Raw genomic sequence first — 25,579 nt, 5'->3', positions numbered from 1 at the left:
CGACGACGACGAGGTCCGCCCCGCCCGTCCCGGTCCCGCCGCCGGCTCGGGCGGTCCGGCCTCAGGCCTGCGCGGCGGCCTCGGGCTCGCGGGCTTCGTCCCAGACACCGGCCCTGTCGAGGTGCTCGACGAGGAGCTGCGCGCCGGCGGAGAACTCGTCGTCCACCACGGCGTGGGCCGCGTCGACGTCTCCCGCGCACAGCGCCTCGAGCATCCGGCGGTTGTCCTCGAGCGCGTTGGCCCGCCACTCCGGGTCCTGGGCGTAGAGGCGGTACGGCATGTAGCGGGCGGCATTGCCGAGGAAGCGGGAGAGCTTGTCCGAGCAGGAGACCCGGTTGATCGAGCGGTGGATCGCGTACTGCGCGCGAACGACCCCGTCGGTGTCCCCGGCGGCGGAGGCGGCCTCGAAGTCGTCGATGAGATGGGAATGATGCTCGAGGGTCTCGGCCTCGTAGCGGGGGATCGCCCGATCGATGATGCGCTTCGACAGCTCGGCCTGCAGCCAGAAGATGTCCTCGATGTCCTGTCGGCTCATGGGCGAGACCAGGTAGCCGCGGCGGGGGACCAGGTCCACCAGACCCTCGCCGCGTAGGGTGAGCAGCGCCTCGCGGACGGGGGTCACGCTCACGCCGAGGCTGGCGGCGGTCTCGTCGAGCCGGATGAAGTCGCCCGGCCGCACCTCGCCACTCATGATTCGGGTCCGGACGTGGTCGGCGACCTCCTCCGAGAGTTGGGGACGTTGTGCGAGTCGAGTGGGGGTCAAGTCCGCCACCTCTTTTCAGGAGAGAAGCACCGTCGAGGGCGCGCGAAGCCGATGGTTGAAATCAAATATATCCGAAACGGCCGCGAGAATCCCCGTCGGGGGTGATCGGCACGGGGCTCGGCTCGGGCGGGTCCGGCTCGGCTCGGTTCGGCTGGGCTCGACTCGGCTCGGTGGGGTCGGGCCCGGGTCGGCTGGGCTGGAGCTGTGGCTTCGGCTCGGCTGCCAGGCGTGGCCGGCAGGGGGCCAGCGCATATCAAGGCAGATGCGCTGGGTCTTTGACTTATGCGCCCAAAATGCACCATTCTCGCAGCGCAAGTGGGTCGAAAGCGAGCAAAGGGGCATCGCAAGTCAGCGAGGCAGCGTATCCGGGGCCGGTTGTGCTGGCAGACCGCCCGGCGTCCGGCCGCCGCTGACGCGTCCGGCCGTGTCCGGCCGCAGCCGGGAATGCCGCGGAATCGCACGAGCCCCTGCGCATCGGAGCCGCCTCGGGTGAGACTGGGCGCATGACCGATACCGAGACCCGCCCCGCCGTCCGCAGTGAGCGCCGCGGCAACGTCCTGCTCGTCACGATCGACCGCCCCGAGGCCCGCAACGCCGTGAACGGCGAGGTGAGCACCCTGCTGGGCAATGCGCTGCACGAGGCCGACACCGATCCCGAGCTCCGCGTCGTGGTGCTGACCGGCGCCGGTGAGCAGTCGTTCTGTGCGGGCGCGGACCTCAAGGCGATTTCCCGTGGTGAGGACATCTTCCCCGCCGAGAACCGGCAGTGGGGGTTCGCCGGGATGATGCAGCACTACGTGTCCGTCCCGATCATCGCGGCCGTCAACGGCACGGCCCTGGGCGGGGGCTGCGAGATCGCGCTGGCCAGTGACCTGGTCGTGGCCGCCGATCACGCGAAGTTCGGGCTGCCCGAGGTCAAGCGTGGCCTCGTCGCGGCAGCCGGTGGCGCGTTCCGGCTGCCGGAGCAGCTGCCGCATCGCGTGGCGATGGAGATGATGCTCACCGGTGAGCCGATCACGGCCGCGCGGGCGCATGAGCTGCACCTGGTCAACCGCGTCGTCCCCGCCGACCAGCTGCTCGATGCCGCACTCGAGCTGGCCGAGGTGATCGCCACCAACGCCCCGCTGGCCGTGCAGGCTAGCAAGCGGGTCGCGCTGGGGATCCAGGACGGTGCGCGGCCGAGCGAGGTCGAGAAATGGCGCATCAGCGACACCGAGATGATCAACGTCATGACCTCCGAGGACGCCGCCGAGGGTCCGCGCGCGTTCGCCGAGAAGCGGGCCCCGGTCTGGAAGGCCCGCTGACCCGCAGGCCACGCCGATGAGCTGACCCCGGCCGCCAGGCTCGCCGAATCGCGCCTACCCGCTCGCTGAACCGTCCTTGCCAGGCCCGCCGAACTGCGCGTGCCAGACTCGCCGAACCGCGCTCGCCGGCACGCGAACCCCCGGCCGCCGGCCGTGCGGGTGCGGACCCGCGGATGCTGTCCTACCGTCGGCGCCATGACAGACGGATCGCGACGGATCATGGTCGAGGAAGAGCTGCATCTGGTCGACCTGCGGACGAGGCTGCCGGCGAGGCGTGCGGCGGAGGTGATCGCCGAGGCCGGTGATGACCGGGTACGCGCTGCCCGCCACGGGGCGTTGGTGGCTAGTGACTGCGGCGGGCACGCCACGCTCGAGGATCTCGGGGCGGCGATCCGCGAGCGGCGGACGCAGCTGGCGGAGGTGGCGAACGGCCTGCGTACAGGCATCGTCGCCGCGGGTGCGCTCGGCTCACCGGGCGTGGAGCTGGCCCCGGACCCCGATGAGCCGGGGACCGCTCCCGGACACGAGTTCCGCACCCGCGCCTCGGCGCGCTTCGTGGTGACGGTCGAGGTCGCGGACGCCGACGAGGCGCAGTTCGTGGCCCGCCGGGTGGTCCCGCACGCGCCGGCGCTGTTGGCGCTGGCCGCGGGCTCCCCGTTCCGGGCGGACGGCAGCGACTCGGGGTACGCCTCGGTGCGGTCGTTCGAGGCCCGGTGGTCGCCCGCGCACGTGTCGGCATTCCGCACGGACACCGCGGACGGGGTGCTGGAGTCGGAGGACGCGCTGGTCGCCACGGGCGTGGTGGCCGACCGCGGCCTGATCGACGCGGATATCCGTCCGTCCGCCGACGGATCCGGGGTGGAGCTGCGGCTGTGCGACTCGTGCAGCACCGTGGACACGATCGTGCTGGTGGCGGCCCTGTTCCGGGCGTTGGTGGACCGGGTGCTCGCCGATCCCGAGAACGCCTGGGTCGACCCCACCCCGGCCGTGCTGGCGGCCGCGTTCTGGCGCGCGGCCCGGTCCGGGCTCGAGGGCGACCTCGTGGACCCGGGAACGGGTCAGCCGCTGCCCGCGGGGGACGTGTGCGTGGCGCTGGTGGAGTCGCTGTCCGGCCAGCTCGACGCGACCGGCGAGCGCGACCTCGTCGACGACCTGGTCGACGGCGTGCTGGGGGCGGGCTCGTCGGCCGCCCGGCAGCGCGCGGCGCATCGCCGCAGGGGTCGCCGCGCCGACGTGGTTGCGGTGCTGCTGGCAGAGACGGTGGGCAGGATCAGGCCGCGCGCCACGGCCGACGACGGCGGGATGCGCTCGATGCTCGACGCGTACTCCCCGCTGGGCGAGGCGGTGACGGAGGAGGTCCACGACGAGGCGATCACCGAGGACGGCGCCCCGCGGCCGCAGTACGTGGACGTGCTCAAGGCCGTCTCGGACCTGGGCGCGGCGACGGTCCGCGAGCGCAAGAAGCAGGTCGACGAGGAGCTCCGGGAGCGCGGCGTGACGCTCAAGGTGTACGGCGAGCCGGAGCCGCAGGTGTTCCCGCTGGACCCGGTGCCGCGGATCGTGCCGGCCGATCAGTGGGGGCGGATCTCGGCGGGGATCGAGCAGCGCGGCCGGGCGCTGGAGATGTTCCTGCGGGACATCTACGGCGACGGTGAGATCGTCAGCGCCGGGATCGTGCCGCAGGACGCGCTGGACCGCGCCCCGGGTTACCGGAAGACGGGCCGGGCCGTGCCGGCGCGGACGATGCGTGCGGCGGTGAGCGGTGTGGACCTGGTGTCGACGGGCTCGGGCGAGTGGGTGGTCCTGGAGGACAACCTGCGGATGCCGGGCGGGTTGGCCATGGCCGTGACGCTGCGTGAGCGCATCCTCGAGGCGTACCCCGAGTTCGGGGCGCGCGGGGAGATCCACGACCCGGCCGAGGGGCTGGACATGCTGCGGGAGACTCTCCAGGCCGCGGCGCCCGAGGGCGTGGGGAACCCGTCGATCGCCGTGGTGGTGGCACCCGACGAGCTCACGGCGCACGACCTGATCCACGCGGCCGAGGCCGTGGGCGGTGCGGTGGTGACCCCGCGGGATCTGGTCGGTGACGACGGGCGACTGTGGAGGGTCGACGACGACAACGACGACGAGCGCATCGGCGTCGACGTCCTCTACGTCCGGATGGACGAAGAGGCGCTTCTCTCCTCCTCGGGCGCGGACGGGACGGTCCTGCGGCGCGGGCTGCTCGGCGCGATCTCGGACGGCACCGTCGCGATGGTCAACGCCCCCGGCAACGGGGCGGCGGACGACAAGGCGATCTACGCGCTGGTGCCGTCGATCATCGACTTCTACCTGGGCGAGAAGCCGCTCATCGGCCAGGTCGACACGTTCCTGTGCGCGGACCCGCCGCAGTTGGAGCAGGTGCTGGACCGGCTGGACGAGCTGGTGGTCAAGCCGATCGACGGCTACGGCGGCTCCGACATCACGGTGGGCCCGGAGTGCTCGCCGCGGGAGCTGGACGAGCGACGGGCCGAGTTGCGGCGCCACGGCGAGCGGTTCGTGGCGCAGGAGGTGCAGGCGCTGTCGACTCTGCCGACGTTCGACGGACGCGACCTGCAGCGGCGGCACGTGGACATGCGTGCGTTCGTCATGCTGCGCAACGGGCCGACCGGTGAGATCCACGCGTCGGCTCCTCCGGTGGCCATGACACGAGTGGCCCCGGCGGGCACGATGGTGGTCAACGCCTCGAGTGGAGGCGGTGGAAAGGACACCTGGATTCACCGTGCCTGACCCCGACACCATCGACATGACCGACACATTCCATACGACCGACACCGTCGACACGACCGAGAACCCGGACGTCACCGAGATCACCGAGGAGACGGGCTCCCGCGAGCAGGCGGGCCCGCCGGACGACGCGGCCGGGGGGCGGGGCGAACTCCGCCACACCAGCTCCCCGTGCCTGTCCCCGGACGGATCGCTGCTGGCCTGTGTGGTCACCGAACGCACCGGCTATCCGCGGGCGGTGCAGCGACCGCTGGGCCCGGACGGACTCAAAGGTGCGGGGCCCGAACGGGACGTGGTGCTGCCCGTGGAGGGCCCGGTTCGCAGGGTCGCCTACTCGCCGGACGGCCGGTGGCTGGCGTGCGAGGTGGCCCCTGACGGTGGTGAGCGTGAGCGCATCTGGCTCGTCACCACTGATCCGGACGACCAGAGTGCGTACGCCTTGAACGCCCCGGGCGACGCCACCGAGCAGATCGTCTGCTGGGACGGGGGTCAGCTGGCGGTGACGGCCTTCGACGCCGAGGGCCAGGCCGAGGGCCGGCTCGTGGACCCGGAGACCGGGGAGATCACCGTCATCGATCGCCGGATGGGCGGGGCGCTCAAGCACTCACGGGACGGTGCGGCGCTGTTCCGGGTGGGTGCCCGCGGGCATCGCGAGTTGCTGCGGATCATGCCGGACGGCCGGTGGTGGCCCCTGCTGCCCACGGACACCGGATCCACCACCGACGCCGGGGAGGTCCTCGACGCCGGCGGCGACGACCGGCCTATGCGCATGGTCGTACGCAGCGACCACTCGTCCGATCGCGTGGGGTTGCTGGAGGTGCGGGCCGATGAGTCCGGGACCACCTCGTGGCCGATCGCCTATCGCGCGGATGCCGACCTCGACCGCGTGGAGGTGAGCTACGACCGGCGCACGGCCGCACTGCTGTGGAACGTCCACGGGGGACTGTCCGAGATCGAGATCCTCGACCTGTCGCGGCGCCGGCCCAGGGTGATCGCCCGGCCGCAGCTGCCGGAGGTCGTGGCCTCGGCGCCCACGCTCACGGCGGACGGCCGACTGCTCGCCGTGACCGTGGAGAGTCTCGACCAGCCACCGCACGTGGTGATCTACGACGTGCGTCGTCGTCGCTGGATCGGCGAGTCGCCCGCGCAGCCCGACCCCGGCCCGGAGCTGCTGCGGTTCACCGCACGCGACGGGCTCGAGCTGAGCGGGTGGCTGTACCGGGCCGACCCGGAGGGCGGGCCCGCGCCGACGGTGGTGCACCTGCACGGCGGCCCGGAGGGCCAGTCCCGTCCGGGATATGACGACATCGCCCGGCGGATGCTCGACGAGGGCGTCAACTATTTCACGCCGAACGTCCGGGGCTCCACCGGCGGCGGCCGGACGTTCGGCCACGCCGACGACCGGTACGGCCGCTTCGCGGGGATCGACGACGTCGAGGACGCGTTGCTGCACCTCGTCGACGAGGAGATCGCCGATCCGGACCGGGTGGTGGTCTCGGGCCGGTCCTACGGTGGCTACCTCGTCAACGCGACCCTGGTCAGGCACGCCGGCCGTTGGTGCGGGGGGATCGCCGCCTGCGGGATGAGCGACCTACAGACCTTCTACCGCGACACCGAGCCGTGGATCGCGGCGGCCGCTCATCCCAAGTACGGGAACCCGCTCCAGGAACGGGAATTGCTTCGCGAGGCCTCCCCGCTGCGCAGGTACTACCGGATCACCGTGCCGATGTTGTTCATCCACGGTGCGCACGACACGAACGTGCCGGTCAGCGAGACCGATCAGGCGGTCGAGGAGCTGCGCTCGCGCGGCGTACCGGTGGACGTGTTGTTGTTCGAGGACGAAGGTCATGAGTTCGTGAAATTGGCCAACCGTCAGTTGCTCGGTGACCGGGTGGTCCAGTTCTGCCAGGAGGTGTTCGATGTTCGGGCGCAAGTCGACGGAGAAGAACGAACCGCACGCTGAGGGCGGTTTCGAGGACCGGCTCGCCCAGTGGCGGCGTCACCTCCACACCCATCCCGAGCTGTCCTACGAGGAGGAGCGGACGACCGACTTCATCGCGGGCGAGCTCGAGAAGATGGGACTGAAGCCCCGCCGGTTTGACCTCGGCACCGGGTTGTGGTGCGACGTCCCGGCCGCGAAGGACGCCACCGCGAAGGACGTGGTGGCGCTGCGCGCGGATATCGACGCGCTCCCCATGGACGAGGAGAGCGGCCTGGATTTCGCCTCACGTACGGAGGGGGTCGCGCACACCTGCGGCCACGACGCCCACACCGCGATGCTGCTCGGCGCGGCCGAACTGTTGGTCTCCGACCCGCCGCCCCGGCCCGTGCGGCTGATCTTCCAGCCGGCAGAGGAGACCATGCCCGGCGGCGCGAAGGAATGTGTGGAGGAAGGTGTGGTCAAGGGCGTGGTCCGCATCCTCGCCCTGCACTGCGATCCGCACCGGCAGGTGGGCGAGGTGGGCGTGACGGCCGGGCCGATCACCTCCTCCAACGCCAAGGTTCGGATCCGACTCGAGTCCGACGGTGGTCACACGGCGCGGCCGCACGAGACCCAGGACACCGTCTTCTCGACCGCCGAGCTCGCCACCGGGCTCACCGCGGTCCTCGACCGTCGTCTCGACCCGCGCTCGGGCACCGTGCTCACCTGGGGCGCCCTGCACGCCGGCGGTGATGCCCCGAACGTGATCCCCGACCATGCAGAGCTGTTGGGCACGCTGCGCAGCGCGGACCGGGACGTGTGGGCGACGGTCGAGGACCTCGTGCGGGAGGCCGTCGAGGACCTCGCCGCGCCCTACGGCATCCGCGCCGAGCTCGAGTACACGCAGGGTGTCCCGCCGGTGGTCAACGACGCCGACTGCGCGGACCTGGCCACCGAGGCGGTGCGCCGGGTGCTCGGGGAGGACGGTGTGGGCACCGCCGACCAGTCCAGCGGTGGCGAGGACTTCGCCTGGTACACCGAGGAGATCCCCGGCGTGTATCTGCGGTACGGCGTGTGGGACGGGAAGTCGGCGGAGACCGACCTGCACCACCCGGGCTTCATGCTCGACGAGTCGGCGCTCGCGCCGGGCGCCCGGCTGTTCGACGCCTTCGCCCGCCTGGACCGCGGCGCGGGCGAGGACTGAGCCTTCGTCCGCGGCACGGGAGGGCGCCCGCCGTGACCATCGTCGTGTTCGGGGTGAGCGGCTGCGGCAAGACGACGTTCGCGCGGCGGCTCGCGGAGGAGGTCGGTGGACTCTTCCTCGACGGGGATGATTTCCACAGCGCCGCATCGATCGCCAAGATGCGGGGCGGGGCCGGGCTCGATGAGACCGACCGGGGGCCGTGGCTGCGCGAGCTCAACGCCGTGATCCGGGAACGCGCCGACACCACGGTGATCGCCTGCTCCGCCCTCGCGAGAAGCTACCGGGACGTCCTCCGTACCGACGCCGCGGTGGCGTTCATCCACCTGGTGGTGACCGAGGAGCTCGTCCGGGAACGGCTCGCGGGGCGGCGCGACCACTTCTTCCCGCCCTCGCTGGTCCGGTCGCAGTTCGAGGCACTCGAGCCATTGGAGCCGGACGAGGCGGGGATCTCCCTCGACGGTGCCGCGCCCCTCGCAGAACTCCTGTCGCAGGCCCGGTTCTACCTCGACACCCACACCGGGCACTGGATGGCGGACGCGGCGAGCGATCTCGGGTCCGATCCCTAGCCCGAGCCCTGGCTCACCGCACCGTGACGGTCGCGTCCGCGGCCGGCACGAGTTCGCCGATCACCGGGGCGCCGGGGACCTCCCCGGCCACCAGCAGGCCACCGGAGGTCTGGGCGTCCGCGAGCAGGAGCAACTCGTCCTCGCCGACGTCCGAGGCGAGATGCGGGCGCACCCAGTCGAGGTTGCGCCGCGTCCCGCCGCTGACGAACCCGTCGGCCAGCGCCTGCCGCGCTCCGTCCAGATACGGCACCGCCGCCGAGTCGATCACGGCCGAGACGCCGCTGGCGCGGGCCATCTTGAACAGATGGCCGAGCAGCCCGAAGCCGGTCACGTCGGTGGCGCAGACGATCCCGGCGGCCAGGGCGTCGCGGGCGGCGACGTCGTTGAGGCGGGTCATGGTCGCGATCGCCTCCTCGCTCACCGCGCCGGTGTTCTTGTGCCGGCTGTTGAGGACTCCGATCCCCAGCGGTTTGGTCAGCGACAGCGGCACACCGGCGCGGCCGGCGTCGTTGCGCAGTAGCCGGTCGGGGTCGGCGATCCCCGTGACGGCCATGCCGTACTTGGGCTCGGGGTCGTCCACGCTGTGACCGCCGGCCACATGGCAGCCCGCGCTCCCGGCGACGTCCTGGGCCCCGCGTAGCACCTCGCCGGCCATCTCGTACGGCAGCACGTCCATCGGCCAACACAGCAGGTTGATCGCCACGATCGGCGTGCCGCCCATCGCGTACACATCGGACAGGGCGTTGGCCGCGGCGATCCGCCCCCAGTCGTAGGGGTCGTCGACGACGGGCGTGAAGAAGTCGGCGGTGCTGATCACGGCCTGACCGCCGGCGATCCGCACGGCGGCCGCGTCGTCGCCGTCGTCCAGACCCACGATGAGCTCGGCCGCCGGGTCGCGGACGGGCGCGCCGACGAGTCCGGCGACAACCGACTCGAGCGCGCCGGGCGGGATCTTGCACGCGCAGCCGCCGCCGTGGGCGTAGGAGGTGAGACGGGCGGGGGCGGGGGCGGAGGTCATGGGCCAGACCCTAGTGACAGCGACGGGGGTGCGCCGCCGGATTCATCGCCAGCGCGTGGCGCGGTTGACTCACGTGACGGCCATGGTGCTTACTCGTTCGTGAGGGAGGCGTCCGGGTACCTGGTGGTCCCCGCGGTCTTCAAAACCGACGTGGCCGAGTATCTCGGTCAGGCGGGTTCGATTCCCGTCCGCCTCCGCCAACAGTCCTCGCCCGTCCCCGACCCGGCCACCTCGAGTGGGCGGCCCCGGCCGGCGGGGCCGGGGAAGAGGAGCGGGCCATCACCGAGCAGTCGACGACCGGCGATCCCCGCCGGCGCGTGCCCTCCACCGATGCCGTGCTCCGCGACCCGCGCCTGGCCGACTCGCTCGCCGGGCTGGGCCGCGAGCTGGTCAAGGCACGGATCCGGGACGCGCAGGGCCGGGCACGTGCCGGCGATCTGCCCGCGGACGAGATCGTCGACGCCGTGCTGGCCGGCCTGCCGTCGGCGCCGGTCTCGCTCAGCCGCGTCCTCAACGCGACCGGGGTGCTGCTGCACACCAACCTCGGCCGGGCGCCCCTGTCGGCGGCCGCCGTGCGTGCGCTCGGCGAGGCCGCCGGCACCAACGACGTCGAGCTGGACCTGGCCACCGGACGGCGGGGTCGCCGGGGCCGGGGTGCGCTGGACGCGCTGCGTGACGCGGTGCCGACAGCGGGTGACGTCCACGTCGTCAACAATGGTGCGGCGGCGCTCGCCCTCGCCGTCACCGCGCTGGGCGGCCCGGGGCGCACGGTGGTGATCTCGCGCGGGGAGATGATCGAGATCGGCGACGGCTTCCGCCTGCCCGAGCTTCTCGAGTCCACCGGCACCCGGCTGCGGGAGGTGGGCACCACCAACCGCGTCCGCGTCGAGGACTACCTCGCCGCGATCGACGAGACCACGGCCTTCGTGCTCAAGGTCCACCCCTCGAACTTCCTCGTCAGCGGCTTCACCTCGGTCGTGCCGGCCGCGCAGCTCGCCGGCCACGGCGTGCCACTGGTGGTGGACATCGGGTCCGGCCTGCTCGCCCCGCACCCGGTGCTCCCCGACGAGCCCGATATGGCGACGATGCTCGCCGCGGGTGCTGACCTGGTGACCTCCAGCGGCGACAAGCTCCTCGGCGGACCGCAGGCCGGGATCCTGGGCGGGGCCGCCGACCTCGTGCAGCGGCTGCGCCGTCACCCGCTCGCCCGGGCCTTGCGCGTGGACAAGCTCACGCTCGCCGCGCTCGAGGCCACGCTCCGCGGACCGCGCCCGCCGGTCATCGAGGGACTCGAGGCCGACGCGGGCGGTCTTCTCGAGCGGGCGCGGCGCCTCGCCGACGACCTCACCTCCGCCGGGGTGCCGGCCGAGGCCGTCCGCTCGGTCGCGGCGGTCGGGGGCGGGGGCGCGCCGGGTGTCGACCTGCCGAGCGCGGCGGTGGCTCTGCCGGAGCGCTTCGCCGACGCCCTGCGCGCGGGACGACCCGCCGTACTGGGACGCGTCACCGAGGGGCGGTGCCTGCTCGATCTCCGGGCGCTGCCCACCTCGGACGATCCCGAACTGCTCCGACTGGTGATCGCGGCCCGGGAGCGCGCCTGATGTTCGTGGTGGCGACCGCCGGCCACGTGGACCACGGCAAGTCGACCCTGCTGCGGGCGCTCACCGGTGAGGAACCCGACCGCTGGGCGGAGGAGCGGCGGCGCGGGCTGACCATCGCCCTCGGGTACGTCTCCGCCACGCTCGACGACGGGCGGACCGTCGCGTTCGTCGACGTCCCCGGCCACCGCCGGTTCATGCCGAACATGCTCGCCGGGATCGGCCCGGTGCCGGCGGTGCTCTTCGTGGTGGCCGCCGACGACGGCTGGATGCCGCAATCCGCCGAGCACCTCGACGCGCTCGTGGCGCTGGGCGTGCGGCACGGCGTCGTCGTCGTCACCCGCAGCGATCTCCTGGAACCCGACCTCGCGCTGGCCGAGGCGCGCACCGCGATGGCCGGCACCCCGCTTGCCGACATACCGGCGGTGTGCGTCTCCGCGGTCACCGGCGCCGGCCTCGACGAGTTGCGTGCGGAACTGGTCCGCCTGGGCGCCGCACTGCCCGAGCCCGACCGGGAGGCGGACGTCCGTCTGTGGGTGGACCGGTCGTTCACCATCGGAGGCTCCGGCACCGTCGTCACCGGCACCCTTCCCGCCGGGACGGTGCGCACCGGCGACGCGCTGGAGGTCGGACCCGGGGGGCCGCGCGTCGCGGTGCGCGGCCTGCAGTCGCTGGGGGAGGCGCGCGACGAGGTCGCGGCGGTGGCGCGGGTGGCCGTCAATCTACGCGGCGTGGCCGCAGACGACGTGCCCCGCGGGACCGCTCTGCTCACGCCCGGCCGGTGGCGTCCGTCGTCCACCCCGGACGTGCGCGTGGACCCCGGCGCCGACGCCGCCGACCTGCCCGGGCAGGTGACGGTGCACTGCGGCTCCGCGGCCGTGACGGCACACGTCCGCCCGCTGGACGCGCGACACGCACGACTCGCCCTCGCCGAGCCGCTGCCGCTGCGCGTGGGCGACCGGCTGATCCTGCGCGAGCCCGGTGCCGAGCGAATCCCGGCGGGTGCGGTCGTCCTCGATCCCGCGCCTCCGGAGCTGAGCCGACGCGGAGCGGCTCGGCGCCGGGCGGAGGTGCTCGCCGCCACCCCCGAGGAGCCCGATCTGGGGTCCGAGCTGCGTCGACGCGGCGTCGCGCACGTCGACGACCTACGGGCGTTCGGCGTCGCCGACGTGCCGGCGGCCGACGAGATCGGCGGCTGGCTCCTCGACCGCGACGCCCTCCCCGGCCTGGTGGAGCGCCTCGTCTCCGCGGTCGAGGACCACGACCGACGCGATCCGCTCGACCCCGGGCTGCCCACCGAAGCGGCCCGCCGCGCCCTCGACCTGCCCGACGCGCGGCTGCTGACGGTGGTGCTCGCACATCCTGCCGCGTCGGGTCTGCGGACGGACGGCGGCCGTGTCGTCACCGGTGGCGGCGGTCCGGGGCTGCCCGAGCACGTCCGGACCGCGGTCGCCGGGCTGACCGAGCGATTCGCGGCGCGACCGTTCGACGCCCCGAGCGCCGACGAGCTCGCCGGACTCGGCCTGTATACGCGGGAACTGGCGGCGTGCGTGCGCGCGGGCCTGCTCAGCCGGATCGGGCCTGGCGTGTGGCTCGGGCCCGACGCCACGGAGGCCGCGGTCGCCGAGCTACGGCGCCTGCCCCAGCCGTTCACGCCGAGTACCGCCCGCACGCACCTGGGCACCTCGCGACGCGTCGTGATGCCTCTACTCGAGAAGCTCGCCGAGGAGGGGCTCAGCCGCCGGGTCGGCGATGACGGGCACACGGTGGAGTAGAACGCTTCTCACGCGATCGAAGAACGGTCGGCACACTTGTGCGCGGGCGCCGCAAGTTCCCAGATCCGCACGGATCGCAGGATGCGGTGGCAGACGCGGGTAAGACTGGTACGAACAAGAAATGGACCGCGCGGTGCGCGGTCCATTTCCGTTATTCCAATGTCTGCAGGGGGAGGCCGAAGCCCGCAAGTCCCACAGCTCGTGACATCGAGTGTACGTTTCGGAAGTGCCGTTCGCCAAGCCCACAGACGAAGCGGCGATTCGTGTCGTGCTGAGCGCTCCGCGGTCGCGGACCTATGTCGCTGCAGTCGGGGGCGATACAGCAAAGGCAGTGGCACTGTACGGGTGGAATGCTCGCGTGGCCGCTGCATTGATGCTTCCGTCTCACTTTGCCGAAGTCGCCACACGCAACGCCGTCTCGGATGCGCTCACAGCTGTTTACGGGGCGCGGTGGCCGTGGAACACAGCGTTTGAACAGAGCCTCCCCGCCCCGAAAGGCCCGGCATACAAACCACAGCGTGACCTCATTCAGACTCGAAACCGAGAACAGACGACCGGCAAAGTGATCGCGGAACGGAAGTTCGCGTTCTGGCAGAGTATGTTCACCGCTCGCCACGACGTTCGCGTGTGGGACCACCAGATCCTCACACTGTTCCCGAACGCTGTCGGCGTCTCGGTTTCGCAGCTCCGAGGCCGCATCTAGGCTGATCTTGAGGGCATTCGAAAGCTCCGCAATCGAGTGGCCCACCACGAGCCGATCTTCGCCCGCGACCTCGCCGGCGACCTCGTGCGCATGCTTGATCTGGTGGAACTACGTTCTACGGCAACCGCACAGTGGGTTCGCGCAATGGAGGAAGTGACCGACATCCTCACTGAACGACCGTAACCAGTTCGGTTAACTGGCGTGCGGACAGCGCGGTGGCCTTACTTGCTGAGGGCTTCGCCACCGCCTCGGGCGTCGCGACGCTGTCGCTGTGGCACGACGGTGTACTTCGGGTCCTTGGTCGACTCCATGCCGGCGTGGAACACGGCCCACCGGGTGGACGCAGAGCCGGCCGCCAGTGCGAGACCCGAGATGGCCGAGGCCACGCGGCTGCGTCTGCCGAGGACCGCGCCGACCGCTCCGACGATGGTGAGCGCGCGGGCGGCGGCGTGGTATCTGCCGGCTCGGCCCCGGTGGAGTGGCTCCGCGGTGATCCCCATCGAGCGCTGCATGAACTGCTCGGCGCCGAGTTCCAGCAGGGCGCCGCCGACCGCGAGGCGGCGCGCGGGCCCGGTCTCGTGCAGTGGGTTGAGGAGCATGCCGACGCCCCCGGACGCGGCGGCGGCGCTGCCGACAAAGACGAAGGGCAGTTCGTGACGGGCCTCGTGCCAGCTCGGCACGGCGGTGTCGGTGAGGAGGACCGCCGTGTAGGAGGCGACGGCCGGCGCGATGGCGGCGGCGACGATCCCGGCGGGCCTGGACGCGCGGTCGATGAGGCCGATCGGCAGCACCCCGGCGAGTCGTCCAGGGAGCAGGGGGACGACCTCGCGGCCGAGGGCGAGGCCGACGAACGGCCCGTAGGCGGACAGGATCCAGGTCCCCACGCTCATCGGCGAGGTCGGCTTGAACACCCGCAACATGTGGTGGAAGCGCTCCGGGCGACCCAGGTCGTTGACGAGAAAGTACAGGCTGGCCGTGATGCCGCCCAGCGCCACCACCCGCGCGGAACGCCGCTGCGCGGGGAGTCCGGCGAGATCCGCACCCGCGGCGAGCAGCGAGGACCCCGCCGCGAGGCCGCCGAGGAACAGGTAGGCGGGGATGTCGGCCTCCCACGGCGGGGCCTTGACGATGGGCTTGCCGTAGTAGGACTGGAACTCCGCCTCCGGGACCATGAGCTGCTCGCGCCCCCCGCGGCGACGCCGGCGGGTACGCGAACGCTGTTCAGAGTCGGTCATCAGGGTCGTCCCCCGGCGGCGAAGGCGACCACCGCGCCGCCGAGCAGTGTCGCGGCGGCGAGCGCGGCCTGTCGCCACATCGCCGGGGCGTGACGCGTGGTCACCACGGGATCCGGCGGCAGACCGTACACCTCGGGGTCGTCGAGGAGCAGGAAGAACGCCCCGGTGCCGCCGACGCCGTTGCGGGCGTCGTGGCCGTACAGCTGGGCGCGGGGTTCCCCGGCCTCGACGAGCTGGTCCAGACGCCCGACGGCCCGCTCGCGTAGTTCATCGAGGTCACCGAACTGGATCGAGTCGGTGGGGCAGGCCTTGGCGCACGCGGGGGTCATCCCCTCGGTGAGCCGGTCGTAGCAGAGGGTGCACTTCTGGGCGATCCCCACGGCGGGGTCGCCCGCGGGGCCGGGGCGTCGCTCGATGACCCCGTACGGGCAGGCGGAGACGCAGTAGCCGCAGCCGTTGCAGATGTCGTTCTGCACCACGACGGTGCCGAACTCGGTGTGCGCGAGCGCGCCGGTCGGACACACGTCGAGGCACGCCGCGTGAGTGCAGTGCTTGCACACGTCCGACTCCATGAGCCACCGGAAGTCGGTGGCGTCCCCAGCGTCTGCAGTGTCTCCGGGCAGGGTCGACGTGGGCAGGCCCAGATCGACCGGGGGCGCGGCCCCGAGCCCGGCGCCGGTCCCGGTATCGGGAGCCGGGCTCGCCGCGGCCAGGCGGGCCGGCACCTCCTGCTCGATGAACGCCACGTGCCGCCACGTGGACGAGCCGAGTGAGCCGGTGTTGTCGTACGAGTTCCCGGTGAGCTCGAGGCCGTCCTCGGGGATGAGGTTCCACTCCTTGCACGCCACCTCGCAGGCCTTGCAGCCGATGCACACCGAGGTGTCGGTGAAGAAGCCCTTGCGCGGCGGCGGGTCCTCGTAGCCGCCGTCGACGGCGGGGTCGACGTCACCGAAGAAGGACCGTCCGAGGTCGGACAGGAAGGCGGACATGGATCAGCTCTCCGTTCCCGGTTCGGTGCGGATTCCCGCTCGGCGACGATAACCCTCGACGAACTCGAGGAGCGCGGGGCCGCGCGGACGTCGTCCCGCGACGATGTCACAACTCGTGGCCTTGGTCGCCGGGATCGACACGTTGGGGTCGAGGTTCTGCGGCAGCAGGTCGTTGGCCGGGTCGCCGATGCTCACGCCGTTGCCGCCCCAGTGGTAGGGCAGGCCGATCTGGTGGAGCGTGGCGCCGTCGATGAGGAGTGGTCGCATCCGGCGCGTCACCAGCACCCGCGCCTCGATAGCCGAGCGTGAAGTGACGATGGTGGCCCAGCCGCCGTTCTCCAGGCCCCGCTCGGCGGCCAGCTCGGGGCTGACCTCACAGAAGAACTCCGGCTGCAGTTCGGACAGGTACGGCAGCGTCCGGCTCATCGCCCCGGCGGTGTGGTGTTCGGTGAGGCGGTAGGTGCCGAAGACGTAGGGGAACACCTCGCTGCCCGGCTCTCCGTGGCCCGGTTGGGTCATGTTGTACGGGCCGGGCCGCGCATGCCCGGCGGGGTTGGAGTTCTGCTCGGGGTAGATCGGGTTGCGGGTGGGTGACTCTGGAGGTTCGTAGTGCGCGGGCATCGGCCCGTCCGCCAAACCCCGGGGCGCGTAGAGCCAGCCGCGACCGTCGTCCTGCATGATGAACGGCTCCGCGCCGCCGATGGCGGCCTCCGCGACCGCGCCCTCCGGCGGCTCGTAGTCGGGCGCCTTGCCCGCCTCGAAGTCGGGCACGTCGTCGCCGACCCATCGGCCGGCGCCGTCGTCGGCGTCCGGGTCCCATCGCAGTAGCGCCTTGCGCTCGCTCCACGGCCGCCCCTCGGGGTCGGCGGAGGCGCGGTTGTAGAGGATCCGCCGGTTGGCCGGCCATGCCCAGCCCCACTCCAGGGCCAACTCGTTCTGTTCGTGCCGCGGCTTGCGGCGCGCGGCCTGGTTGACGCCGTCGGCGTACACGCCGCAGTAGATCCAGCAGCCGCAGCGGGTGGAGCCGTCGTCGGCGAGCTGGGTGTACGTCGACAGCGGCTCGCCGTCGGCGCGGCGGCCGTTGATCTCGGCCAGCACCGACTCGGCGTCGGGCTCGTCGGTGCCGTGTTCCATGGGGTAGTCCCACGTGAGGTCCTGCAGGGCCCGGTCCCGCGGGTCGGTGGAGTCGGCCAGCCGCTCCTTGAGTATGCGGCCCAGGTGGAAGTAGAACCACAACTCGCTGCGGGCGTCCCCGGGCGGCTCGACCGCCTGATGGCGCCACTGCAGCATGCGTTGGGTATTGGTGAACGAGCCCTTCTTCTCCACGTGGTTGGCGGCGGGGAAGAAGAACACCTCGGTACCGATGTCCTCGGTGCGCATCTCTCCGGTCTCGATCTCGGGGCCGGACTTCCAGAAGTCGGCGCTCTCGATCATCACCAGGTCCCGCACCACGAGCCAGTCGAGATTCGCCAGGCCGGCGCGCTGCATCCGGCCGTTGGCCGTGCCCACGGCCGGGTTCTCGCCGACGAGGAAGTAGCCGCCACCGCCCTCGTCGATCTGTCGCTGCACCGTCGAGGTCGAGTCGTGTTTGCCGGTGAGGCGCGGCAGGTGGCCGAAGCAGTAGTCATTCTCCGCGGTCGCCGCGTCGCCCCACCACGCCTTGAGCAGGCTCACGGTGTACGACCGCATATTGCCCCAAAAGCCCTTGGCCTCCGCATCGGTGCCCACGTAGGAGTCGAGGTCGTGGTGGTGCGAGGCGTTGGGGGTCGGCAGGTAGCCGGGCAGCAGGTCGTACAGGGTCGGGATGTCGGTGGAGCCCTGGATGCTGGCGTGCCCGCGCAGCGCCATGATCCCGCCCCCGGGCCGCCCGATGTTGCCCAGGAGTAGCTGGAGGATCGACGCGGTGCGGATGTACTGCACACCGACCGTGTGCTGGGTCCAGCCGACCGCGTAGCAGAACGCCGAGGTGCGGTCGCGGCCGGAGTTCTCCGCCAACGTCCGGGCCACACGAAGGAAGTCGTCGGCGGACACACCGCAGGTGCGCTCCACCATCTCCGGCGTGTAGCGGCTGAAGTGCCGCTTGAGGATCTGGAAGACGCAGCGGGGATCCTGCAACGTGTCGTCCCGCGGCGGGGCGGCGGTGGTCGAGGACGCCCGGGCGCCACCGGATCCCGCGACCTCGGTGGGGTTCTGCTCGGTGCCGTCGTCGGCGCCGCCGCTCTCGTGCGGTCGCTGGTCGTGCGCGCCCTCGTACTGCCACGAGTCGACCTCGTACTGGTTGCCCTCGTCATCGAAGCCGGAGAACACCCCGGCCAGGTCCTCGGTGTCGAGGAACTCCTCGTCGATGAGCATCGGCGCGTTCGTGTACGCGACTACGTACTCGTGGAACCACGCGTCGTGGGTGAGGACGTAGTTGATGAGCCCGCCGAGGAACGCGATGTCGGCGCCTGCGCGGATCGGGACGTGCAGGTCGGCCTTGGCGCTGGTCCGCGTGAACCGGGGGTCGACGTGGATCACCGTGGCGCCCCGACGCTGGGCCTCCATCACCCACTGGAAGCCGACGGGATGGGCCTCGGCCATGTTGGAACCCTGGATGACTATGCAGTCGGAATTCGCGAGATCCTGCTGGTAGTTCGTGGCACCACCACGCCCGAATGAGGTTCCCAGACCGGGAACGGTGGAGGAGTGTCAAATGCGGGCCTGGTTCTCCACCTCGATGGCGCCGAGCGCCGTGTAGAGCTTCTTCATGAGGTAGTTTTCCTCGTTGTCCAGCGTCGCCCCGCCGAGGCTGGCGACCCCGCGGGTACGCCGGACGGTGTCGCCGTTCGCGTCGGTTTCCTCCCAGAACCGCTCACGGGAGTCGAGCACGCGGTCCGCGACCATCTCCAGCGCGGTGTCGAGGTCGAGTTCCTCCCACTCGGTGGCGTACGGCTTGCGGTGCAGCACGGTGGTGATCCGGCCGGGATTGGTTACGAGCTGCTTGCTCGCCGATCCCTTGGGGCAGAGGCGGCCGCGGGAGACGGGGCTGTCGTCGTCGCCCTCGATCTGGATGACCCGCCCGTCCTTGACGTAGACGTTCTGCGCGCAGCCGACCGCACAGAACGGACACACGCTCTTGACCACTGCGTCGGCGGTGGCGGTACGTGGGGTGATCTCGAGGTGGCGTCGGGACCGGGTGGCCGCGCCCCGCCCGAGGAGGTCGCCGCCGGTGAGCTGGCGCCAGACGGGCCAGTTCTGCGGGGCGCCCCGCCGCGCCAGCGTCGGCCGGGACGGACGCCCCGGCTGGGGCGGGGAGTGGGGCTCGTGCGGCGACATCGACACCTCCAGACTCGTTGACCACCGCCCATGTAACGCCAGTCACGCCAGTTACCGCAACCGTTTGACCGATCATCCAGTCGCAACCGGTTCCGTTGTGGGCAATCGGCAGCATGATGGAGGGGGTGGACGATCTTAGACCGACTGACGGAGACAAGACGGGCAGCGAGGACGAGGTGGCCGGGGTGCCGCCTCCGGGCGAACAGGCGGCCGCCGCGGCGAAGGCCAGGCGGAACAGTGGGGAGGAGAGCCTCGCAACCGTCGGACTCATGGCCGATCCAGGAATGCCCAGCATGGTGGCGGCGGCGATCGCGGACGAGCTCGCTGACGACCTGACCCGGGAGCTCGGGGGCCGGTGGCGGGTGGAGTCCGGCCAGGAGACGCTCCCGCTCGGGCCTGACGGTGAGATTCGTCTCACCGACCACGCGCCCCGGTTGCTGCAGGAACATGACTGGGACTTCGTGCTGTATCTGGCAGATCTCCCCACCCGCCCTCAGGGGATTCCGCTGCTCTACGACGTCAGCGGCTCCACCGCCGCGGCGCTGGTGAGCATGCCGGTGCTCGGCGCGTTCCGGGTGCGGTCGAGGTTACGGAAGCTCGCCCTGCGGCTGGTGAGTTCCGGTATCCATCGGGACGGGCTGGGTGCGCCCGGCACCGATGACCTCCCGCCCCCCGAGCAGCGCGGCTTCGGTTCCGAGATGCGCCTGCTGGGGGGCATGGTGCTCAACAACAGGCCCGCGCGCATGATGACGGCGCTGTCCGGTGTGGTCGCGGCCGGCGCGGGCTCCGGTGCCTTCGGCATCTTCTACGGCAGCATCGCCTCGCTGGCCGTGGAGCTGCATCCACTCCGCCTGCTCCTCATCAGCCTGTTGAGTGTTCTCACACTCGTGACCTGGCTCATCCTGCGCAACGGCCTGTGGAACTCGGGCGACGACGAGGTCACCCCGGCTAACCGGCGGATGGACAACGCCGCCACGGTCCTCACCGTCGGGACCGGCGTGGGCATCATGTACGTCGGTTTGCTGGCGGCGATGTTCCTGCTCGCGCTCGCGGTGATGGACGCTGACTACCTGCAGAACCAGCTCGGCAGGCCCGTGCGGCTGATGGACTACGTCCACCTCGCCTGGCTCTCCAGCTGCCTCGGTGCGTTCGCCGGCGCACTCGGCTCGAACTTCGACAACGAGGACTCCGTCCGCGAGGCCACCTACAGCCTGAGGTGGCATGAGAGACGCAAGATGTTCGACAACTACGCCAAGCGCGAATCCGACCGACGCGAACAGCAGGAGCAGGAGCGGATCGAGCGCGAACACGACGACGGCGGGAGCGACGACGAAGGCCGGGGCGGCGACAGCGGTCGCGACGCGGTGGAGGACGACCGGCGGAGGGGGTAGACAAGGGGCCATGACCATCATGACCGTCTCCGCCCCGACGTTGCCGGAAGCTTGCGGCGAGCTGTCGGACGCGGTCGTCGCGGCGCTGTCCTCCGGCGACACCTCGGCGCTGCCGGTGGTGTCCTCCGATCCGATGGGTCGGGATCTTCAACTCGCCTTGCAGACGCTCTACGAGCTGCACTACCGAGGTTTCGCCGGCGTGGACGCCGGGCTCGAGTGGGACCCGGAACTGCTGCGGCTGCGTGCCGCGCTGGAGGCGAGCTTCCTCGCGTATCTCCGCGACAACGTCGAGCCGGGTGACGATCCGGTCGCCGAGATGGACGCGTTGTCCGTGGAGACCACCTCGGGGACGGGGCCGTCCTGGTTCCTGAAGGACGAGGGGACCTGGGACCAGATGCGGGAGTACTTCGCGCACCGCTCGCTCTACCACCTCAAGGAGGGCGATCCCCACGCCTGGGCGATCCCGCGGATCCAGGGGCAGGCCAAGGCGGCATTCGTCGCCGTGGAGTTCGACGAATACGGCGGTGGGCGCGGCGACCGCGTGCACCAGCAGCTGTGGGCGGACCTCATGACGGCCGCGGACCTCGACCCGACCTATCTCGCATATCTCGACCGGGTGCCTGCAGAGACGCTGGCGACCGTCAACCTCATGTCGCTGCTCGGCCTGCACCGCTCGAGGCGGGGCGCGACGCTCGGGCACTTCGCGGCCATCGAGATCACGTCGTCACCCGGGTCGGCCCGGTTCGTCGCGGGGTTGCGGCGTCTGGAGGCGCCAGAGGAGTGCGTGCACTTCTACGCAGAGCACGTCGAGGCCGACGCCGTGCACGAGCAGGTCATGCGACACGACGTGATCGGGGACCTGCTCCGCCGGGAGCCCGAGCTGGCCGCCGACGTGGTATTCGGGATGCGGTCACTCGCGTATCTCGACGACCTCGCGGGTGACCGGTTGGTTGCGGCGTGGCGGCGCGGGGAATCGTCGCTGGTGGCCTGAGCCAGGCTGGACTCGGGTCGCCTCCCGACCGCGGCCCGTGGAAACGCGACCGCCGCCCGGCCGCGGCCCGACCGAACTCGAACCGCCGCCTGACCGGCGCTCAGTCGTCGTCCGTGGGCCGGACCTTCTTGCGATGACTGGTGTCGCACAGCGGGTAGTTCCGGCTGCGTCGGCACGCGCAGACCGCCACCATGAAGCGGTCCGAGCTCACACATTCGCCGTCGGGGGTGACGATCTCCACGGGGCCCTCCACGAGGACGGGCCCGCCCGGCACCACGCGGACGACCCGGGGCTCGCGGTCAGACGCGGTGGGCACGGATCACCACCAGCTCCTCCGTCCGCCGGCCGGGCTCGAGCAGGCCGGACGCCTCGAGCTCGCCGGCCCGCGCGGTCATCACCGGACCGAAGTCGATCATCTGGCGGGCCGCGGTGTGGGCGATGAAGCCCGAGTCGGTGAGCATCTGCACGGTCTGCTGGGGCGCGGAGAACTCCGACTGGACGAGCAGCAGGGCGCCCCCGGGCGCGATCAGCCCCGGCGCGAGGGCGCAGAGTTCGTCGAGCACCACCCGACCGTCGGCCCCGGCGTCCCACGCGCGGTCGGGTCCGGTCCCGGCCGGCGGCAGCGTCGACGGCACGTAGGGCGGGTTGGTCACCACGAGGTCGAAGGGCCCGTGCTGCGCGGCGTCCTGCAGCGTGCCGAGCCGGACCTCGACGGGGAGCCCGCTGGCCGCCGCGTTGCCGGAGGCACACTCCACCGCGGCGGGACACAGGTCAAACGCGAGGACCTCCCGGGCCCCCAGCCTGGCGGCCTCGAGTGCGAGCACCCCGCTGCCGGTGCAGATGTCGAGGACACGCCGCCCCTCGGCCAGCCCGCTGGCCTCGAGCACGCCGCTCAGCAGCCAGGAGTCCTCCTGCGGCGCATAGACACCGTCGGTCACCTGCAGGGGAATGGTGCTGCGTAGTGGTGCTGCCATCTCGCCTCCGGTCGGATCGCGGGTGAGGCCACGAGTCAATCCCGACCCCCGCGGTGCCGCAACCGGACGGCACGGGCCGGCGCACGCGCCGACGGGTCTCGGCGCCTACTTCCAGTACAACCCGCCGGGCACGTCGCCGCCGCCGGTGAGGGCGCAGGTGAGGATGGTGCCCTCGGGCCCAGGCACGGCGATACCCTCCTGCGAACACGGGCCGCCGGGCCGCGCCTGCCCGATGCCTGCCTCGACTCCGCCCGCGGGCTGCCACAGCGGCCCGGCGAGGGGGTCCTCGGTGCAGAACAGCGGCGAGCCGTCCTCGGCCTGGGCGACCTCGCCCACCATGTGGCAGGGCCCGCCGGTGCTCACGACGTTGGCGGGCAGCTCGGGCGCGGGGGCCGGGGCGGGCGCGGGGGTCGTGGTGGTGGCCGGCGCCGAGACGGGATCGGCCGTCGCCGCGGGGGTCGAGGTGGTGGGGGAGGACGACGACACCGTCGTCGTCGACCCCGTCGGCGAGGTGTCCGGGTCGTCCACCGGGTCGGCGGAGCAGGCGGCGAGCGCGAGCCCGGCCGCCACCGCGAGTGCGATGACGGCCGGGACACGGCGACGTCCCGTGGTGGTGTGCGGGCGGTTCGTCGCGGTGTGGTTCATGTGTTCCGATTTCTCTCGCGGGTCAGGCCCCGATGATGAAGGCCTCGAGCTCGGCGCGGGCCTTGTCGTCCGGCATCTGCTCCGGCGGGGACTTCATCAGGTAGGCCGAGGCGGGCAGGATCGGTCCGCCGATGCCGCGGTCCTTGGCGATCTTGGCCGCGCGGACGGCGTCGATGATGATGCCGGCCGAGTTGGGGGAGTCCCACACCTCGAGCTTGTACTCGAGGTTCAGCGGCGCGTCACCGAAGGCGCGTCCCTCGAGACGAACGTACGCCCACTTGCGGTCGTCCAGCCACTCGACGTGGTCCGACGGGCCGATGTGCACGTTGCGGTCGTGGATCTTGCCCTTGAGGGAGCCCTCGAGGTTGGAGGTCACGGCCTGGGTCTTGGAGACCTTCTTGGACTCGAGACGCTCCCGCTCGAGCATGTTCTTGAAGTCCATGTTGCCGCCGACGTTGAGCTGGTAGGTGCGGTCCAGCGCGACGCCGCGGTCCTCGAACAGCTTCGCCATCACGCGGTGGGTGATGGTGGCGCCGACCTGCGACTTGATGTCGTCACCGACGATCGGGACGCCCGCGGCGCGGAACTTCTCGGCCCACTCGGGGTCCGAGGCGATGAACACGGGCAGGGCGTTGACGAAGGCGACATCGGCGTCGATGCAGCACTGCGCGTAAAACTTGTCGGCCTCCTCGGAGCCGACGGGCAGGTAGGACACCACCACGTCGACGCGGGCGTCCTTGAGCGCCTGCACCACGTCGACAGCCTCGGCGGGGGACTCCTCGATGGTCTCGCGGTAGTACTTGCCCAGGCCGTCGAGGGTCGGGCCGCGCTGGACGGACACGCCGGTGGGCGGCACGTCGCAGAGCTTCATGGTGTTGTTCTCGGAGGCGAGGATGGCCTCCGCGAGGTCCATGCCGACCTTCTTGCCGTCCACGTCGAACGCGGCGACGAACTCGACGTCGTTGACGTGGTAGTCGCCGAACTTGACGTGCATGAGGCCGGGGACGGTCGAGTCGACCGCCGCGTCCTTGTAGTACTCCACGCCCTGCACGAGCGAGGACGCGCAGTTGCCGACGCCGACGATCGCGACGCGCACCTTCTGGTCGGTCATTGGGGTTCTCCTTGTGATGGGTTCTCTGTCTGGATGAGTTCGTTGATCCACCGCAGCTCGCGTTCGCTGGTCTCGAGTCCGAGCAGGGTGAGCTGCCGGGCGTAGCGCAGTTCGGTGGGGCCGGTGCGTGCGGCGGCGTCGCGCTGGCCCTCGCGGCGTTCCTCCAACACCCGGCGCCGGCCCTCGAGCAGGCGCACCCGGGCGGGCCCGGGCGTGCGGTCGAAGAAGGCCAGGTGCACCCCGAAGCCGTCGTCGGTGAACGACGCCGTGCCGGGCTCGTCGAGCAGCGCTGCCAGGGAGTCCTTGCCCCGCGTGGTGATGCGGTAGGTCTTGCGCCCGCGCCGCGCGGTGGCGGGTGGGCGCGTGACCGTGGCGGCCGAGGCGTCCTCGACGATGTCGCCCTGCTGCTGGAGGCGGCGCAGGGTCGGATACAACGAACCGAAGGAGACGGTGCGGACCGTGCCGAGCATCTCGGACAGTCGCTTACGCAGCTCGTAGCCGTGCATCGGCCGCTCGTCGAGCAGGCCCAGAATGGCGAGTTCGAGCACCCATCTCCTCCTTTCGTGTTCTCGCCTGCGGGTGTCCGCCTGCGACGACGGTCGATGCTACACCCCGTGATGTATCGAACCGATATAACCCGCTGTGGCATCGCCTCCACGAGTCCGCCCGGTCCGCGCCCGGTCCGGGCCCGGGGTCGTAGGCTGGCCTCGTGGACCAGGCCGACTTCCGCGACCCGCGACCCGGCCCCGTGCCGGGGACGGAGGAACCCGCCGGCCGTGCGGCGCTCCAGCGTCGACGGGTGGTGAACTTCGCGCTGCGCCGACGGGGCGTGCTGGCCGAACTGCAGGCGGGCGGGCTGTCGCTGCGCGAGGTGTGCGACGCGGACGTGTACCTCCAGCGCGCGGCCGGGTTCCACGGCGAGACCACCGAGACCGTCTGCCCGGTGTGCCGCAAGGAGAACCTCACGGAGGTGTCGTGGGTGTTCGGCGACGACCTCGGCTCCTCCTCGGGCTCGGCCCGCAGCGACGAGGAGATCGAGCAACTTGCCCTGACCCACGACCAATTCACCGTCCACGTGGTGGAGGTGTGCCGTAGCTGCTCGTGGAATCACCTGGTGCTCTCGTACGAGGTGGGCCTGCCGGAGGGCACGGGCAGACGGACCCGCCGGGCCGCCCGGGAGCTGCGCCGCCGCCCCTGAGTCCCGATTCGACGAGTCGCCGCGCGACGGCTTTCGTCGACCCCTCGGGAATGTCCTGTGACGTGCGACGGTTCTTCGATGAGCCGTTTGTCGTACACAATGGAGGCCAGAGCAC

Annotated in this window: 21 protein-coding genes and 1 tRNA gene; 12 read left to right on the top strand and 10 right to left on the bottom strand. The window is 71.6% G+C overall.

The annotated features are described in order from the left end of the window. Window positions 1–61 precede the first annotated feature (61 nt). The gene (locus tag ACWGLC_RS01300; RefSeq protein WP_452098215.1) at window positions 62–772 is read right to left on the bottom strand and encodes a GntR family transcriptional regulator; all 711 of its coding nucleotides are present in this window, start codon (window positions 770–772) and stop codon (window positions 62–64) included. Window positions 773–1,266: 494 nt separating this feature from the next. Between ACWGLC_RS01300 and ACWGLC_RS01295 the strand changes: the two genes are divergently transcribed. From ACWGLC_RS01295 to ACWGLC_RS01275, 5 genes are all read left to right on the top strand, one after another. Continuing rightward, the gene (locus ACWGLC_RS01295; RefSeq protein WP_452098214.1) at window positions 1,267–2,067 is read left to right on the top strand and encodes a crotonase/enoyl-CoA hydratase family protein; all 801 of its coding nucleotides are present in this window, start codon (window positions 1,267–1,269) and stop codon (window positions 2,065–2,067) included. 195 nt (window positions 2,068–2,262) lie between these two features. Continuing rightward, the gene (locus ACWGLC_RS01290; RefSeq protein WP_452098213.1) at window positions 2,263–4,836 is read left to right on the top strand and encodes a glutamate-cysteine ligase family protein; all 2,574 of its coding nucleotides are present in this window, start codon (window positions 2,263–2,265) and stop codon (window positions 4,834–4,836) included. 16 nt (window positions 4,837–4,852) lie between these two features. Next, complete coding sequence (locus ACWGLC_RS01285; RefSeq protein ID WP_452098368.1) at window positions 4,853–6,796, top strand: alpha/beta hydrolase family protein; 1,944 nt, start codon at window positions 4,853–4,855, stop codon at window positions 6,794–6,796. Beyond that, window positions 6,753–7,958, top strand: a complete 1,206-nt coding sequence (locus tag ACWGLC_RS01280) for an amidohydrolase (RefSeq protein ID WP_452098212.1) — start codon at window positions 6,753–6,755, stop codon at window positions 7,956–7,958. Before ACWGLC_RS01285 ends, ACWGLC_RS01280 begins: the two co-directional genes overlap by 44 nt. Before the next feature lie 32 nt (window positions 7,959–7,990). Continuing rightward, window positions 7,991–8,524 carry a gluconokinase gene (locus ACWGLC_RS01275; RefSeq protein WP_452098211.1) on the top strand — a complete coding sequence of 178 codons (534 nt, stop codon included), beginning with the start codon at window positions 7,991–7,993 and terminating at the stop codon, window positions 8,522–8,524. A gap of 13 nt (window positions 8,525–8,537) precedes the next feature. On the opposite strand, the gene selD is transcribed toward ACWGLC_RS01275, so the two are convergent. After that, a complete protein-coding gene (gene selD / locus ACWGLC_RS01270; protein ID WP_452098210.1) occupies window positions 8,538–9,542 on the bottom strand; it encodes a selenide, water dikinase SelD in 1,005 nt (334 codons plus the stop codon). 104 nt (window positions 9,543–9,646) lie between these two features. On the opposite strand from selD, the gene ACWGLC_RS01265 reads away from it, so the two are divergent. From ACWGLC_RS01265 to ACWGLC_RS01250, 4 genes are all read left to right on the top strand, one after another. Then, window positions 9,647–9,742, top strand: a tRNA-Sec gene (locus ACWGLC_RS01265). A 117-nt stretch (window positions 9,743–9,859) separates the two neighbouring features. After that, the gene (gene selA, locus ACWGLC_RS01260) at window positions 9,860–11,140 is read left to right on the top strand and encodes an L-seryl-tRNA(Sec) selenium transferase (RefSeq protein ID WP_452098209.1); all 1,281 of its coding nucleotides are present in this window, start codon (window positions 9,860–9,862) and stop codon (window positions 11,138–11,140) included. Beyond that, a complete protein-coding gene (gene selB, locus ACWGLC_RS01255; RefSeq protein ID WP_452098208.1) occupies window positions 11,140–12,912 on the top strand; it encodes a selenocysteine-specific translation elongation factor in 1,773 nt (590 codons plus the stop codon). The genes selA and selB overlap by 1 nt, the downstream gene beginning before the upstream one ends. 226 nt (window positions 12,913–13,138) lie before the next feature. Continuing rightward, the gene (locus tag ACWGLC_RS01250) at window positions 13,139–13,615 is read left to right on the top strand and encodes a hypothetical protein (protein ID WP_452098207.1); all 477 of its coding nucleotides are present in this window, start codon (window positions 13,139–13,141) and stop codon (window positions 13,613–13,615) included. Window positions 13,616–13,836: 221 nt separating this feature from the next. On the opposite strand, the gene nrfD is transcribed toward ACWGLC_RS01250, so the two are convergent. The 3 genes from nrfD to fdh are packed head-to-tail and all read right to left on the bottom strand — an operon-like array spanning window position 13,837 to window position 19,097. Then, on the bottom strand, window positions 13,837–14,850 hold the full coding sequence (gene nrfD, locus ACWGLC_RS01245) for an NrfD/PsrC family molybdoenzyme membrane anchor subunit (RefSeq protein ID WP_452098206.1): 1,014 nt from the start codon (window positions 14,848–14,850) through the stop codon (window positions 13,837–13,839). Then, a complete protein-coding gene (locus ACWGLC_RS01240) occupies window positions 14,850–15,839 on the bottom strand; it encodes a 4Fe-4S dicluster domain-containing protein (protein ID WP_452098205.1) in 990 nt (329 codons plus the stop codon). The genes nrfD and ACWGLC_RS01240 overlap by 1 nt, the downstream gene beginning before the upstream one ends. Before the next feature lie 3 nt (window positions 15,840–15,842). After that, complete coding sequence (gene fdh, locus ACWGLC_RS01235) at window positions 15,843–19,097, bottom strand: formate dehydrogenase (RefSeq protein ID WP_452098367.1); 3,255 nt, start codon at window positions 19,095–19,097, stop codon at window positions 15,843–15,845. 326 nt (window positions 19,098–19,423) lie between these two features. On the opposite strand from fdh, the gene ACWGLC_RS01230 reads away from it, so the two are divergent. Together ACWGLC_RS01230 and ACWGLC_RS01225 are read left to right on the top strand one after the other, a co-directional pair. Next, entirely contained in the window at window positions 19,424–20,545 is a 1,122-nt protein-coding gene (locus ACWGLC_RS01230) for a hypothetical protein (RefSeq protein ID WP_452098204.1), read from the top strand. Between the two features lie 10 nt (window positions 20,546–20,555). After that, on the top strand, window positions 20,556–21,536 hold the full coding sequence (locus tag ACWGLC_RS01225; protein ID WP_452098203.1) for an iron-containing redox enzyme family protein: 981 nt from the start codon (window positions 20,556–20,558) through the stop codon (window positions 21,534–21,536). Between the two features lie 100 nt (window positions 21,537–21,636). Here the strand turns inward: ACWGLC_RS01225 and ACWGLC_RS01220 are convergent, their stop codons facing one another. The 5 genes from ACWGLC_RS01220 to ACWGLC_RS01200 all read right to left on the bottom strand — a co-directional run bounded on the left by ACWGLC_RS01220 (window position 21,637) and on the right by ACWGLC_RS01200 (window position 24,814). Then, on the bottom strand, window positions 21,637–21,852 hold the full coding sequence (locus ACWGLC_RS01220) for a CDGSH iron-sulfur domain-containing protein (protein ID WP_230929765.1): 216 nt from the start codon (window positions 21,850–21,852) through the stop codon (window positions 21,637–21,639). Further along, window positions 21,836–22,510, bottom strand: a complete 675-nt coding sequence (locus ACWGLC_RS01215) for a HemK2/MTQ2 family protein methyltransferase (RefSeq protein WP_452098202.1) — start codon at window positions 22,508–22,510, stop codon at window positions 21,836–21,838. The genes ACWGLC_RS01220 and ACWGLC_RS01215 overlap by 17 nt, the downstream gene beginning before the upstream one ends. A gap of 105 nt (window positions 22,511–22,615) precedes the next feature. Then, window positions 22,616–23,155 carry a hypothetical protein gene (locus ACWGLC_RS01210; RefSeq protein ID WP_452098201.1) on the bottom strand — a complete coding sequence of 180 codons (540 nt, stop codon included), beginning with the start codon at window positions 23,153–23,155 and terminating at the stop codon, window positions 22,616–22,618. A 22-nt stretch (window positions 23,156–23,177) separates the two neighbouring features. Then, window positions 23,178–24,266 (bottom strand): inositol-3-phosphate synthase, encoded by a 1,089-nt coding sequence (locus ACWGLC_RS01205; protein WP_230929768.1) that lies wholly within the window; start codon window positions 24,264–24,266, stop codon window positions 23,178–23,180. Then, complete coding sequence (locus ACWGLC_RS01200) at window positions 24,263–24,814, bottom strand: PadR family transcriptional regulator (RefSeq protein WP_230929769.1); 552 nt, start codon at window positions 24,812–24,814, stop codon at window positions 24,263–24,265. Before ACWGLC_RS01200 ends, ACWGLC_RS01205 begins: the two co-directional genes overlap by 4 nt. Window positions 24,815–25,014: 200 nt before the next feature. Between ACWGLC_RS01200 and ACWGLC_RS01195 the strand changes: the two genes are divergently transcribed. Next, complete coding sequence (locus ACWGLC_RS01195; RefSeq protein WP_452098366.1) at window positions 25,015–25,464, top strand: DUF5318 family protein; 450 nt, start codon at window positions 25,015–25,017, stop codon at window positions 25,462–25,464. Window positions 25,465–25,579 lie beyond the last annotated feature (115 nt).

This window comes from Dietzia sp. NPDC055877 (assembly GCF_053615975.1).
Note: the sequence above shows the minus strand (reverse complement) of the source record. Positions and strands in the feature narration are given on the sequence as shown.

Excerpts from the sequence above, each read along its gene's own strand:
- ACWGLC_RS01215 (WP_452098202.1), bottom strand. The coding sequence starts at position 22,510 with ATGGCAGCACCACTACGCAGCACCATTCCCCTGCAGGTGACCGACGGT.
- selD (WP_452098210.1), bottom strand. The coding sequence starts at position 9,542 with ATGACCTCCGCCCCCGCCCCCGCCCGTCTCACCTCCTACGCCCACGGC.
- ACWGLC_RS01240 (WP_452098205.1), bottom strand. The coding sequence starts at position 15,839 with ATGTCCGCCTTCCTGTCCGACCTCGGACGGTCCTTCTTCGGTGACGTC.
- selB (WP_452098208.1), top strand. The coding sequence starts at position 11,140 with ATGTTCGTGGTGGCGACCGCCGGCCACGTGGACCACGGCAAGTCGACC.
- ACWGLC_RS01280 (WP_452098212.1), top strand. The coding sequence starts at position 6,753 with ATGTTCGGGCGCAAGTCGACGGAGAAGAACGAACCGCACGCTGAGGGC.
- ACWGLC_RS01290 (WP_452098213.1), top strand. The coding sequence starts at position 2,263 with ATGACAGACGGATCGCGACGGATCATGGTCGAGGAAGAGCTGCATCTG.
- ACWGLC_RS01230 (WP_452098204.1), top strand. The coding sequence starts at position 19,424 with ATGGCCGATCCAGGAATGCCCAGCATGGTGGCGGCGGCGATCGCGGAC.
- ACWGLC_RS01225 (WP_452098203.1), top strand. The coding sequence starts at position 20,556 with ATGACCATCATGACCGTCTCCGCCCCGACGTTGCCGGAAGCTTGCGGC.
- ACWGLC_RS01295 (WP_452098214.1), top strand. The coding sequence starts at position 1,267 with ATGACCGATACCGAGACCCGCCCCGCCGTCCGCAGTGAGCGCCGCGGC.
- ACWGLC_RS01285 (WP_452098368.1), top strand. The coding sequence starts at position 4,853 with ATGACCGACACATTCCATACGACCGACACCGTCGACACGACCGAGAAC.
- ACWGLC_RS01205 (WP_230929768.1), bottom strand. The coding sequence starts at position 24,266 with ATGACCGACCAGAAGGTGCGCGTCGCGATCGTCGGCGTCGGCAACTGC.
- nrfD (WP_452098206.1), bottom strand. The coding sequence starts at position 14,850 with ATGACCGACTCTGAACAGCGTTCGCGTACCCGCCGGCGTCGCCGCGGG.
- ACWGLC_RS01210 (WP_452098201.1), bottom strand. The coding sequence starts at position 23,155 with ATGAACCACACCGCGACGAACCGCCCGCACACCACCACGGGACGTCGC.